The 14,035-nt window shown below is 42.9% G+C and carries 7 protein-coding genes; 2 read left to right on the top strand and 5 right to left on the bottom strand.

Annotation, left to right across the window (positions count from 1 at the left end; genetic code table 11):
- Positions 1–6 precede the first annotated feature (6 nt).
- The 4 genes from NAQ_RS06760 to NAQ_RS06775 are packed head-to-tail and all read right to left on the bottom strand — an operon-like array spanning position 7 to position 5,599.
- Positions 7–549, bottom strand: coding sequence for a type 1 glutamine amidotransferase (locus NAQ_RS06760; RefSeq protein WP_100182810.1), 543 nt, complete (start codon positions 547–549; stop codon positions 7–9).
- Positions 550–585: 36 nt separating this feature from the next.
- A complete protein-coding gene (locus tag NAQ_RS06765; RefSeq protein ID WP_100182811.1) occupies positions 586–3,432 on the bottom strand; it encodes a UPF0182 family protein in 2,847 nt (948 codons plus the stop codon).
- A 54-nt stretch (positions 3,433–3,486) separates the two neighbouring features.
- On the bottom strand, positions 3,487–4,599 hold the full coding sequence (locus tag NAQ_RS06770) for a DNA primase small subunit domain-containing protein (RefSeq protein WP_100183502.1): 1,113 nt from the start codon (positions 4,597–4,599) through the stop codon (positions 3,487–3,489).
- On the bottom strand, positions 4,592–5,599 hold the full coding sequence (locus NAQ_RS06775) for a DNA primase (RefSeq protein WP_100182812.1): 1,008 nt from the start codon (positions 5,597–5,599) through the stop codon (positions 4,592–4,594). The genes NAQ_RS06770 and NAQ_RS06775 overlap by 8 nt, the downstream gene beginning before the upstream one ends.
- A gap of 76 nt (positions 5,600–5,675) precedes the next feature.
- On the opposite strand from NAQ_RS06775, the gene NAQ_RS06780 reads away from it, so the two are divergent.
- Both NAQ_RS06780 and glyS read left to right on the top strand, forming a co-directional pair.
- Positions 5,676–6,515, top strand: a complete 840-nt coding sequence (locus NAQ_RS06780; RefSeq protein ID WP_100182813.1) for a deoxyribonuclease IV — start codon at positions 5,676–5,678, stop codon at positions 6,513–6,515.
- A gap of 34 nt (positions 6,516–6,549) precedes the next feature.
- A complete protein-coding gene (gene glyS / locus NAQ_RS06785; RefSeq protein WP_100182814.1) occupies positions 6,550–8,007 on the top strand; it encodes a glycine--tRNA ligase in 1,458 nt (485 codons plus the stop codon).
- Here the strand turns inward: glyS and NAQ_RS06790 are convergent.
- Complete coding sequence (locus NAQ_RS06790; protein ID WP_100182815.1) at positions 8,004–13,934, bottom strand: Ig-like domain-containing protein; 5,931 nt, start codon at positions 13,932–13,934, stop codon at positions 8,004–8,006. The two genes, glyS and NAQ_RS06790, sit on opposite strands and share 4 nt — an antisense overlap.
- Positions 13,935–14,035: the final 101 nt, after the last annotated feature.

The raw sequence follows: 14,035 nt of genomic DNA on the forward strand, positions 1-14,035 counted from the left end.
TACTGATCAGAGTTTGATGAATTTCTCAATTAGGAATAGTCCGTCGTGGGTCATTTCTGGATGGAATTGTGTTCCATAGATTTTGGAATTCTTGTATTGGATTATCTCATATTTGCAGGAATCAGAGTGTGCTAGCTGTATGAGTGATTTGCCTAGTGTGGATATCTCATAGCTGTGGCTTTGGTACACTTGCACCATACCACTACACAGAGGATTTTGCTGTGTTACTTGTATGGTGCTTGGTCCCTTTTGTATTGAGGACATTTTACGAATGGTGCCACCTACCGTTAGTGCAAGAATTTCTGCTCCGTAACAGATCCCAAGCATTGGTTTGTTTTGTACTATACAATGGTTGATGATTTTGGAGTTTAGTGCATTCATTTTCTGGTCGTTGTGTCGTCGCCCGGAAAGAATTATGGAATCAGATTTGTTAAGATCATTTGGGTTTATTTTATCAAATGGCGAGGAAACATGATCTGTTTTTGCAAAATCCAAAAACTCGACAATCTTTTTTGTAAATACGGATCCATTATCCACTAGTAATAACATTAGAGAAGTTTAGGAAAATACTTCTTTTATTTGTGATTACTTGCCTACAATCACAGAGATATAGTGGAGCTCAGGCACGCCTTCGACTGTGGATAGGACACCAATGTTGATGGTGTCTTGTTCTTGCCATATCAGGACTCGCCTTGTCTTTTGCAGGACAAATTCGTCTAGGAATTTATCTAGTAGCTTGTCTGTTGCCTCGGCGTCAATTTGTGAGAACAGTGATACTTCACCCTCCTTAAACGACAAAGGAACAGATAGGCTTGTAGGTGTGACTATCTCCAGTCCTTTTTCCTCAAATGCTGACTTTAATTTCGCAATTCTTGCCTCTTTGTCAAATCCTGGCTCTGGCTTGGATGCTGTAGATGACGGAACTACTCCTGCCAGCTTTTGCAAATATGCCTCAAAGGCCTCTTGTTGCGTACTGCCCAACCCGACATAGTATTCTCCGTTAAATGCGGCGCCGACTGCGGCAATTGTTCCTAGCTGGGCCACTACTCCTTCTCCAGAGCCTGCTGTATACACCGGAATGAAATACACGTCATGCTCACCCACCTTGTACAAGATGTTGTCGCCAATTCTTGGGGTTCGAAGCAATGTCTTTAGCTGTGCAAAATTATTGTCTTTTTCTAGCGCTTCTCTTACTGCTGTTGGGCCGATAAGCTTTGTAGTAGAGTTGAGCGGGACTTGATAGAAATGCATGTTGCCAAGTGTTGGCAAGTCATTTTCCACTATCATGTATCCAGAGAGGTTTTTTCCTCTAGAATCTCGGAGCTCCAAAGACAATAATCCTAGGAATTGAGTACTGTCAAATCCCGGCGGTTTTGCCTGAATATAGTATGCGTCTATTTTTTCTGGAATCTGGAAGAACGTGTTTGCCTGGATGAACGTCTCAGTGTCAGTTACGTGGTAAATGTTGAACATCTCTGTCTTCCACGTGAATAGTTCCTGCGGATAGCGAATCTGCTCGGTAAGCCAAGACGGAATTGGCAAAAACTTGTCTCCATATTGGGATTCCAATATATCTGCAAAATAATCATCGCCGTGCTTGAGCAGAGTAATGTCGCCGTCGTATGTATCAACAAGGGCAAAGCCTACCAATCTGAGATACGGATTGCCCATGGACCAAGGTACCGAATGAGTGTCAAATCCGATTATTAGCGGCACTAGCCAATATGTGCTTGTGCCATCGGTGACTGGATAGATGTCTAGCTTTTGTCCAAATAGATTATACAGGAAATACGGATATAGTGTTTCCATTCTGTCATAGACGTCCTTGTATCTCATGACATGGACTGATGTGTTTGGATATGAGAGCAAAAAGTTTGGCTCAAAGACCCAGCTTAGTGGCGGAGCTAGTGTTATTCCGCCTGCGCCTGAGTACAAGGCATTGGTAATTTCTGCACTTGTGCCTTCACGATTGGTTGGAAATGCAGACCATGTTTCTTGGAACAGGCCGCCCTCTCCATAATAGATGGACCTTTGTGAAAAGAGGTCCTGAGCTTGAACCGACTGGCCCGTCGTTGCCTCCAGAGTAAGGAATCCTTCTGGTACGTGTGTGTAAACTAGGTGTTCGTTGTACCACCGATTTTCAAGACTTACTGTGCTAGGTATTACTGGCTTCATTGATGCAGTCCAGTACAGGGTATTGTTGAATCGCAAAATGTCATTGTCTCCAAATGTGATATACGGGATTAGACCGATTTCCGGCTTTAGCTTGGCAAACGCAGCCTCCCAGTCCCAGATCCTAACAGAATCCAAGACATCTCGGTTTTGCTCCATGTAGGACTTGATGTTGTTTGGAGAAATTGATGTAAGCTTGACATCATTTGTTGTTACAGTAATTTTGTCTAGCTCTCCTAGGTATCTGTTGAGTGTGATTTGTTGCTGGGTGTATGGGCCTAGGTACTCGATTTTGCGGGTATCTGCAATACTGTTGTTTACCGCCATTATTGTTCCAGCGATGATTCCAATCGCAATTAGCGCAAAAACCCTGATGTAGATGTCGCGCTTGATTGGGTGAGTCAGGACCTTGGAGCGAATCTTATCATAGATTGCAAATGCAATTAGGATAAAGCCTGCACCTAGTGTTCCGCCAATTACATATTTTGTGTTGTAATCGATTTGTTCTGTAAAGAACATGTTGATTCCGGCCCAGATTATGCCTATTCCTATGACTGCCTCTATAGTGGAAACATAATTGAGGAACTTGGGCTTGCCTTGGGACGAATCAGAAATGTAAGACGTAATTACCTTGACTATAGAGTGTAGCCCGACGTATAGTCCCAGCCTTATTCCAATTACTCCTAAAAGGGGTGGGACTAGAATCGTTAGTGCCGGAATTAGTTCTATTACTGTGAGTGCGGCATTGGATGATTGCGGGGTATTAAACGGCAGTGAAAACAGATTTGGAAGCTTGTCTACTCCAAGATCGTTTCCATCTAGGAGATGTGTCAGTGCAAGGCCGAACATGATATTGACAAAGAATGCGCCAAAGAGGAGGATCTTGGTGATCTGCCAAATTGCAAACTGCGGGACACTTAGCTTGTAATCCCTAAAACTGGAAATGTTTTTTGTTACCGGATCGTGTGTTGTTCTGTTCAGGAATGTCACCATCACATGAATTGAATACCATACAATTGAGGAGCGGTTCTTGGCATCTACGTTGACTAGCGCTATTGCGGCCAAGACCACCGCAGAGATCAAGGAATATTGGAGTGGTTTTGTGAACTGGTCGCCAAACTCTGTCATGTTCATTGACAATATGACGCCCTGATTTCCAACCATGACTAGCACAATAATTCCAATTATGCCGACTATGCCAAGTCGGATTAGCTTGCCTGCGCCTGGGGGCGATGAACTAGACTGCGAGGAACTGTACAAATTCAAAATTTGCTCAATTTTAGATAAATTAATGTCTTGGGGATAGTTTTGCGCCTAGGAAACACTGGCACAGCCCTTGCAAATCATGTAGACTGCGGCGTATTTTGGCACGCTTGTCCGCTCTTTGTGGTAGGGCCCGAACTTTTTGTTTCTGAGCCTAAACGATACTGGACAGTCGGCAAGCACGGAAACTTCGCTTTCGTCAATAAAGCAGGCGTCCATACCTGGATTGAATTTGGCAATATCCGTGCAAAGCGTCTTGGTTAGTCCTGACTTGGAGTTGATTGTGCCGCCCAGTCGAAATATTCGGTGAACATCGATTGTGACATTTGGGTCTATTTGCGCACCCAACTCTTTTTGTAGTGACTCTATCTTTTTTTTGAAAGGGAAATATCCTTCAGATATTATCTGCTTTGATATTTTGGCCTTGTTTGATTTTGCTCCAAAGACTGCCTTTGATACTCGGCCCAGCCAGCCCTTGTCGTCAAGGTCTGGGAATACTGACTTTGCGAAATTTGTCCGGGCGCCAAAGGTTTCTGGAATTGCTCCGCGAAATGTCAGATAATCTACGAGCTCTGCTCTGTGCCTGGAATCTAGGGTTTCATATGCTGAAGTGACATGGACATGAAACCCCTCGTTTCCTGAAAAATACACAGTAATGTTTTGCCTTGGTATGCCAAGATCATTTGTCAGAATTGTAATCAGCTTGTTGAGCTCTTTTTTTGCCCCGGCAATGCAGTCATTGCACAACACCGATACTGTGTCAAACTTGGTTGCATTGCATTGTGTGCATGATTCGGAATTGCCAATATTACCGCAAGAGGTGCATTTTTTGATGGTGTGGTTTTGCCTGCAAGGCAGCTGCAGGTCTTTTGCGTCAATGTCAAATATTAGATCGGCATTTTGCCAGTCTTTTTCTGCCATTGGCAAATTTGGGAATGAATAACGCGCATTGGAGCAATACACATCAGACGGAATGTTTTTCATCAACAACAGATGCAGTTCCTTGTCTGATTTTAGCGAGATGTGCCTAGTCATGCCGGAATTGAATTTTTGATAGCCAAACTCGCGCATCTCGGGGTTTTTTGGCGTATGAATCAGATCAAAATGATCAAAATAATATTTCTTGAATGCATCCTCTAGGAATTTTACGTCTTTGTCATGCATTTGGGATCTTTTTCCTCCCAAACTGTAATGGATTGATTATGCCTGCGCATTCTGGCGTGGCAAAGCAAAGATTTTCGCTTTTTAGCTTTTCGCATGAAGGGCATGCGTATTTGGTGCCACTTCCAAAGTTTCCTGCCAGGTGCTTTAGCTGGTATAGTGTGATTTTTTCGTTATAGTCTGGCGCATTTTTGAAAAGCGGTGCGATCTCCTCTATTGTTTGGCCCTTGTTGAGAAGATACGTTGCGAGCATGAACCTGCCGGAATGCGGTAGGTTTTCACTCTTGTGTAGTATTTCTAGGGCGTGCTTGATGCATGGAGGCTGTTCTGTCGTTTCCACAATTTGGACTGTGAATTTTTTTGCCAGTGTCAGTAATGTGTCAATTGGTTTTCTAAATGACTCTGGTATACTAGGAATGCTTGCGGATTGGATTTTTTTTGCAATAAAATTGTCAAGCTCTTTTCGTATCAAGCGGACGGTTTCATGTGCGGAAAGGAAGACCTTGCCGCCATCGACTAGCCTGTTGACCAGCTTCCATTCTTGTTCGTGAAAATGCACCGAATGCATCAGATAATCAGATGCAGGTATGACAAAATAATCTCCGGACTTTGTGACATTCATTGAGAACAGATCTTTGATTATTTTGATTGCAAGCTCCTCGTTTGTATGGGAGTTGATTAGGTCTTTTTCTAGGAATTTTTCTGCACGTCTTGCCTCTGCCAGAGAGAATCTTTTGATTAGCGTATTCATGTTGGTCTGCTTGAGCAGTATTACTGCTACAAGAAAGGAAAAGACTTCAATGTCTAGGTTTTTGATGGAAAAATCGGAATTGAATATTTTGCCGTCTGCTGCTGTCTGGATTCGAGATAGCGCCAGATCAATTATTGGCTTGAGATCCGCATCATTACCAAACTGCTCTAGTGTGAATCCTTTTTCGCGCAGGTAATTTCCTGCCTCTGTAAGAAACGGATATTTTGCAATCTCTTCTGTTCCGAGCTTCACAAATGATATAACATAATTTCTAGTTAAAAATCAGAGCCTGATTTTGGTTTAAATTATGATGGTATAGGAAAACAATATGCGAGTGGGACTTCATGTATCCATTTCTGGCTCGCTTTCTGCAGCAATTGATAATGCAGTAGAACGTGAGTGTTCTGCATTTCAGATATTTACTCGCAGTCCAAGAATGTGGACTGCAAAAGACATTTCAAAAAAAGATGCTCAGGAATTCAAGGACAAACTATCTGCAAGCAAAATAGACAGACTTGCAACCGTTGCTCACATGCCATACTTGCCAAACTTGGCATCGCCAAACTCTGCTACACATGCAAAATCCGTTTCTGTCTTGGTAAAAGAAGTACAGAGATGCGGGGAGATTGGTATTCCATATTTGGTTGCACATTTGGGAAGCCATATGGGTGAGGGAGAGGAAAAAGGGATTTCTCAATTGGTGAAAGCATTTGAAAAAGCAGCCGAGGTGAAAAACGATGTCACCATACTACTAGAAAATACCGCGGGGCAGAAAAACTCTGTTGGCTCTGAGTTTGCCCAGTGGTCGGAAATATTTTCCAAGTTAAAGCCAAAGAACAGATTTGGAGTTTGTCTTGATACGTGTCATGCGTTTGCATATGGGTATGATCTTCGAACAGAAAAAGACGTGTCTGAGACATTCAAAAAATTTGATGAAACAGTAGGATTTGAGAACTTGAAGATCTTGCACCTAAATGACTCCAAGGGCGAACTTGGATCAAATCTGGACAGACATGAGCACATTGGCTTGGGCAAAATAGGCGAGCGTGGAATGGCGGCTGTAGTCAAGCTTGCAAACAAAAAAGACATTCCAATAATTCTGGAAACTCCGATTGATGGTACACGTGATGATTTTGGCAATATTAAAAAGGTAAAAGAGATTGCATAGCTTGAAATTTATTCCGACATAGGATAGTATAGCAATGAATTATGATAGTGTAATGCAGCTTGCGCTGGAGCGTGGATTTTACTTTCCTAGCTGTGAGATTTATGCAGACGCACAGGCCGGATTTTGGGAATATGGTCCGTCTGGCGTATCAATGAAGACCAAGTTCATTGAATTGTGGAGACGAGAACTACTAAGGCGTGATGGAATGCTGGAAATAGATGGCTCGCAGATAATGTCAAAGTCTGTCTTTGAGGCATCAGGTCATCTGGCAAGCTTTGCAGACCCTGTTGTACGCTGTATTAGCTGCAAGCTGAATTACAGGGTGGACAAGCTTATCTTTGAGCAGACAAGAATAGAGATTCCGGAAAGCGCTGACCTGCCAGAATTCGACAAGGTTGTAACAGAGAAAAACATTCGATGCCCAAAATGCAAGGGCGAGTTTGAGCGGGCACGAAAGTTCAACATGATGTTCAAAGTAGAGATTGGTCCTGAGGCAGAGGCTGCATATCTACGACCAGAGACATGTCAGTCCATTTTTGTAGATTTTCCAAGACTCTTCAAGACAATGAGGGGTAAATTACCACTAGGTATTGCCCAAATTGGGAAAAGCTTTCGAAACGAGATCTCTCCTAGACAGTCATTATTGAGATTGCGCGAATTTTATCAGGCGGAAATTGAGGTGTTTTGCAATCCCGCCAAGCTGAACGACTTGGATAGATTCACCCAAGTACAAAACACCACGATTCGACTATGGATTGACAATTCGCTCAAGGCGATGACATGCCAGGAGGCAGTTGATTCTGGAATTCTGCCAAACAAGTTTGTTGCGTATTATCTTGGCTTGCTGACAGAATTCTACGAAAAAACTGGAATCGATATGACCAAATCAAGATTCCGTAGACTGGGAGAAAAGGAAAAGGCGTTCTATGCTACAGTTGCCTTTGACTTTGAGGTGCAGACCACAATAGGCTGGCTGGAGCTTGTTGCATGCAACTATAGATCTGACTATGACTTGACCAGTCATGCTACAAAATCCAAGGAAAAATTCGAGGTGCTAGACGATGAGCAAAAGGTCTTGCCGCATGTGTTTGAGATATCAATGGGGATTGACCGTTCCTTGTATACGATACTAGAGCATGGTTTGCGAGAGGAAAAGGAAAACGACAGAATTGTGCTTTCTATTAGGCCGTACTTGGCGCCAGTCCACGTAGGGGTTTTGTCTTTGGTCAAAAAGGACGGTTTGAAGGAGAAAACTGACGAGATATTTCTTGCAATAAAACGAAAGTATGATGCGTTTTTGGATCATTCTGGTGCTATAGGCAGAAGATACCGGAGGTTAGACGAGGTTGGAGCCCCATTTGCAATAACAATAGATCATCAAACATTGGAAGATGAAACAGTAACTTTGAGAAGACGTGACTCTATGAGTCAAGATAGAATAAAGATTTCAGAGCTTGACTCAGTATTATTAAAAGAGACCGCGTTTCCTTAGCTCATTCCAAATGATGTATCGATTCTAAAGTTAGACTCGGTAGTTTGTCTTTCTGCAAAGAAGATATCCATTTGGTATGTTTGTCCAGGAGTTAGGCCTAATGCTACTAGATTAGCAGAGGTAATTGTTTTGGAGCTCTCTGGATGTACACCACCAAGATCCATTACAAGTTTTTTGTCTACAAAGACCCACAGATCATCGTCTCCTGTGAACTTGAACATTTGTCCATTTTGGAACTGGAATGTAGAGTGCAATTCTAGAGTAAAGTGATAATTATGGTTCCTTCTCTCATTTCCAAACAATTCATCATCTATTGGGAAGAATCCATCACCGGAATCGAATGTGTAAATGTTAGGATCTGAGTTTGATTGTTTGAGCGTTACTGTAAATGGCTTTGCCATGTTGGTTCCAGAAACATCATTGTACCATTTGTTAAAGTTCGTAGCTCCGTTTGTTGACGGTTTTTCTTGGTTGAACACTGGTTTGTTGTCTGAGCCAAGGGTATTCTTGACTATTCCGAGTTCAACTCCATCACACAATAAACCACTACATCCTTGTTCCATGTCTGGGAAGGATGCCTTGAAATCCCTAATTGTTCCTGTCAGTCTTTTTGTGCTTCCAGTATTCTGATCTCCCTTTTCACATTGCAGTATGGTATTGTTGCCATTTCCACCCTTGCACTCGTCCTTGTTGTTTCCTCCATCAATTAGGTCGTCTCCATTTCCGCCTTCTATTTTATCGTCATTGTCTTCACCGTACAAACTGTCATCATCATTATTTCCTGAAATGTTGTCTTTGCCAGATCCGCCATAAATCGTATCGTTTCCATTGTTACCGTTTAGTTTGTCATCTCCATCTCCTCCATAGATACAGTCATCTCCTCCAAGTCCTTCTATGTTGTCCTTGCCTCCATTTCCTAGGATCAGATCATTTTGTTGTGTTCCAACTAGGTTGTCGTTACCGTTTGTTCCTCTTATTACCTTAAAGTATGATGATTCTGGTAATCCACAATAGAGCTGTACTGGTGGTCCCACAGTGATTATGATGGTTGCAGTGTCTGATGCACCACTGGTGTTGACACCCTCGTAAGTAAGATATTCAGTTCCTGCAAATCCTGAGGCTGGAGTATAAACTATTGATGTTCCAGAGATTACTGCAGTACCACTTGTTGGAGCAGTAATAGAGTTGATTGTAGTTATTCCAGAATCATTGGATAATGCATTAATTGTTACTGGAATTCCATTAGTAGTTGCGCTGTCATTTACAGCATCTACTGCCTTGCATTGTCCTGCTGGGACTGGTGTAAACTGGACATTAGTAGAGACCCCAAGATCTGACTGTGTAGTCTGTCTTTCTGCAAAGAATAGTGCAAAGTCATAAGTTTGTCCAGATGTCAATCCTAGTGTATCAAGTCGTATTGTAGCTGACTGAATAGGATGAACCCCTCCCAAATCGATGACTCGATTTCCATTGATAAAGACCCATATGTCATCATCACCGCTCAGTGTGATGAATTGATTCTGGCCTGACTGGTATGTGAATTTGGCATTTACTTGGTATGTGAAATGGTAGTTGTGTGGTTTTCCTTCATTGCCAAATAGCTGTCCATCAATTGGGAAGAATGAAGTGTTGTTGTAGACAAATATGTTTGGATTGGAAGTTGAGCCGTTTAGTGTAATGTCGTATGTAGTACAGTCATTTATTGTATTTACGTGGTTATACCATTGATTATAGTTGACAAGTCCAGATGTGGTTCTTGTGCCAGTTGTTGGGTTTCCATTGTAAATTGGTTCTTTATCTGTGGCAAGCGCAGTTTGCACTATTCCAAGATCAGTAAAGATTTCATTTTCTTCAAAGTCTGGGTGTGAGATCTTAAAGTCGCGGATTATACCTGATAATACAATATTGTTTGGTACTGAGATGATGGTCAACAGAACCGGTACGGATGGCAAGCTTGTATTTCCTGCTTGATCAACTTGGGTTGCCGTAAATGTATGTGTACCATCAGGCAAGGTCGCGGTGATAAACGACCAAGTTCCATCTGGTTGTACTATAGTTGTACCAAGAGATATTGTTCCGTCAAAGACATTAATTGTTGCGCCTATTTCTCCAGTTCCAGTGATTGTTGGGGTGTTATCAGATGTAGTTGTTCCATCAATAGGACTTGTTATAACTGGTGCGCTTGGCGGAATAGTATCCAGTGTTGAGGTGACCTCGACTGATATTTCGTTGCCGTTGGTGGCAGCATCAATAGCCGAGCCGGCTGGAAGCGATACAGAGTTGAATCCTTCTGTCAGTGTTACTTGGATTTGGTAGGTGGCGCCAGAGCCGGATAAGCTGTCAATTGTCAGTCCTAATGTTGCAAAGTCGGATGCGTCTAGTCCTGTTACCGGCTCGCTAAATGTAACATCAAGTGTGTGAGATATGATGCCTGTTATGGCTGGGAGTGACTCTATTATGACGGTGGGGGCTGTAGTGTCTATTGTTAATGTGATGAATGCAGGAGATTCGTCAATATTGCCTAACGAGTCCTCGCCTGCTGCCTCAATTGTATAAGTATCATCAGAAAGCGGCGTGGTTATTGGAAATGACCAAGAGCCATCAGGTTCTGCGATAGTAGTTCCGATTTCGGTGTTGTCAACAAATACGTGTACTATTGCATTAGGTTCGGTCAAACCTGTGATGGTAGGTGTGGAAATATTTGTAACAGAATTATCTGCAGGTGATGTTATCGTAGTGTCAGGTGCCTGTGTATCTATTGTAACTGTTACAAAATTAGATTGTGGGGATTCGTTGTTTATTGCATCATATGCTCTTGCAACGAATTGATAGGTGTTATCTGCCAGCGAGAGATCCAATTCCCATGTTCCGTCTGGTTGAACTGTTGTAGTGCCATGAGATATTCCATTTACAAATACATCAATTGTAGCTCCTGGTTCGTTATGAGTTCCAGTTATACTAACTAGATTAGTTCCAAGAAATGCACCATTACTTGGAGTCGTGATTACTGGTGCGCTTGGCGGAATAGTATCCAGTGTTGAGGTGACCTCGACTGATATTTCGTTGCCGTTGGTGGCAGCATCAATAGCCGAGCCGGCTGGAAGCGATACAGAGTTGAATCCTTCTGTCAGTGTTACTTGGATTTGGTAGGTGGCGCCAGAGCCGGATAAGCTGTCAATTGTCAGTCCTAATGTTGCAAAGTCGGATGCGTCTAGTCCTGTTACCGGCTCGCTAAATGTAACATCAAGTGTGTGAGATATGATGCCTGTTATGGCTGGGAGTGACTCTATTATGACGGTGGGGGCTGTAGTGTCTATTGTTAATTCATTTAGTGTATTATCAGTTCCAACATTTCCAATAGAGTCTGTTGCTGTTACTTGTACATCATAAGTACCCTCCAAGAGAGATGTTGCAAAGTCAATTGTCCATGTGCTGCCTTCATTGGTGGCTGTATGAGTATTGCTATTTATTGTAACTGAGATGGTAGCTGATGGATCATTAATTGTGCCAGTAAGAGTTGGGGTAGAATCATTTGTGAAGATATAGTCCACCGTTACTACTGGTGGAGTAATGTTTACAGTAAACGATTGTGGTGTTGCAGTACCAATATTTCCCGCCTGATCTACTGCTGATGCGTTTATGGTAAATGTGCCATCACCAAGCGGTGCAGTTGGTCCTACTGACCATATGCCTGATGGGGCCACCGTTATTGGTCCAAATATCTGTGTTCCAACCGTCACTGTGAGTATGGAGCCAGGTTCTGCAGTACCAGTGATTGTCGGGGTTTGGTTGCTTGTTGGGGACGTCACTGGATCAATTGTTACTGATGGCTGGATGGTATCTACAGTAAACGATTGTGGTGTTGCAGTACCAATATTTCCCGCCTGATCTACTGCTGATGCGTTTATGGTAAATGTGCCATCACCAAGCGGTGCAGTTGGTCCTACTGACCATATGCCTGATGGGGCCACCGTTATTGGTCCAAATATCTGTGTTCCAACCGTCACTGTGAGTATGGAGCCAGGTTCTGCAGTACCAGTGATTGTCGGGGTTTGGTTGCTTGTTGGGGACGTCACTGGATCAATTGTTACTGATGGCTGGATGGTATCTACAGTAAACGATTGTGGTGTTGCAGTACCAATATTTCCCGCCTGATCTACTGCTGATGCGTTTATGGTAAATGTGCCATCACCAAGCGGTGCAGTTGGTCCTACTGACCATATGCCTGATGGGGCCACCGTTATTGGTCCAAATATCTGTGTTCCAACCGTCACTGTGAGTATGGAGCCAGGTTCTGCAGTACCAGTGATTGTCGGGGTTTGGTTGCTTGTTGGGGACGTCACTGGATCAATTGTTACTGATGGCTGGATGGTATCCAGTGTTGAGGTGACCTCGACTGATATTTCGTTGCCGTTGGTGGCAGCATCAATAGCCGAGCCGGCTGGAAGCGATACAGAGTTGAATCCTTCTGTCAGTGTTACTTGGATTTGGTAGGTGGCGCCAGAGCCGGATAAGCTGTCAATTGTCAGTCCTAATGTTGCAAAGTCGGATGCGTCTAGTCCTGTTACCGGCTCGCTAAATGTAACATCAAGTGTGTGAGATATGATGCCTGTTATGGCTGGGAGTGACTCTATTATGACGGTGGGGGCTGTAGTGTCTTCTATTGTTATGATTTGAGTAGCCGTCGAAGAATGGCCCGAAGTATCTGTTGCGGTCCATGTTATTGTTGTATCGCCAAGCGGGAATTCTGATGGAGCATTGTTTGTTATGGTTACTGGTAGAGCATCTGTTGCTGTTGCAGTGCCATAATCTGTCTCGTCAAGTGGAGTTAGTATGTCGGTTGCTTGGAATGTTTGATCTGGGGGCGCCTGAATGATTGGTGGTTGTGTATCTTCTACAGTTATTGTGAACGATATGGTTGCTTGGTTTCCGGCAGCATCCTCCGCAGTACAGCTCACTGCGTAGTCCCCTAATGCAGATACTTGGACTGGTGGTGCTGGGATGCTTCCTTCAACTAGGATACATGCTACTGGGACTAATCCATCAACATCATCATTAGCTTCTGGAGTTACAAAGATTACTTCGTTATTTGGTGGAAATGCCTCTACTGTAAAGCTTGCAGGTACAGTTAGAGGATCAAACACTGGAGGAGTTACATCAACATCGCAATCATCTTCTTGTGGTGCAGAGCCAATTATGTTACCACCTATTGGGCTATCACAATCTACGCTAATTGTTCCATTATTTTCAATGGTACCATCATTTACAAAAGTACCTTCATTTCTCATGTCACCGCTATTGGTAATTGTGCCAAAATTGTTAAAGATTCCATAATTATTTAGATTATCCAAGTTGGTAATGATGCCATAATTATCAGTAGTCGAAGTATTGTCGTTATCAAAAGAACCATTGTTATTGTTTAATTGCGCGGTATTGATAAAATGAATGCGAACTACAAAGTTTTCTTCGTTTGTTATCACACCATGGTTGATAATATTATCGACGGTAAGATCGGTGAAAATATTCACAGTACCATAGTTGAGGATCTCATCAGCAGTCACCTGTCCCTGTATTTCTATTGTACCATCATTTGCCAAGTCACCGTTTGATAATACAAGATTGTTTACTGTCAGAATAGCTCCACTATCAACGTTAAGGGTAACGCCTGGATCAACTTCAAGAATACTGTCTACTGTAAAATCTGAAGTCATGTTGACAATTGGACTTGAAGGAACAAATGGGATTCCAATTATTTCTCCACTATCTGGAAGTCGGCCTAGATCCCAGTTATTGACATTAAACCAATCAGTGTCACCACCTGCTCCAGTCCAGATTATATCGGGATCTTCGTTTAGAGCAAAGACATTATGAGCTGGCATTACAAATGCAGAAGATAATATCAAGTAGAGTAACGCCCAAGACTTCATTGTATGTGAGCTCCTACGGAATCTATTAAATCTGTGTTATCAAATCCCAGAATTGGAAATGCCAAATTGGGCCAGTCAGACCTCATTACGCACGATTACAA

Source organism: Candidatus Nitrosotenuis aquarius (assembly GCF_002787055.1).
Classification (GTDB): domain Archaea; phylum Thermoproteota; class Nitrososphaeria; order Nitrososphaerales; family Nitrosopumilaceae; genus Nitrosotenuis; species Nitrosotenuis aquarius.

What these genes read in the sequence shown, in the direction of transcription:
- NAQ_RS06760 (WP_100182810.1), bottom strand. Translation starts at nt 549, where the DNA reads ATGTTATTACTAGTGGATAATGGATCCGTATTTACAAAAAAGATTGTC.
- NAQ_RS06770 (WP_100183502.1), bottom strand. Translation starts at nt 4,599, where the DNA reads ATGCATGACAAAGACGTAAAATTCCTAGAGGATGCATTCAAGAAATAT.
- NAQ_RS06780 (WP_100182813.1), top strand. Translation starts at nt 5,676, where the DNA reads ATGCGAGTGGGACTTCATGTATCCATTTCTGGCTCGCTTTCTGCAGCA.
- glyS (WP_100182814.1), top strand. Translation starts at nt 6,550, where the DNA reads ATGAATTATGATAGTGTAATGCAGCTTGCGCTGGAGCGTGGATTTTAC.
- NAQ_RS06790 (WP_100182815.1), bottom strand. Translation starts at nt 13,934, where the DNA reads ATGAAGTCTTGGGCGTTACTCTACTTGATATTATCTTCTGCATTTGTA.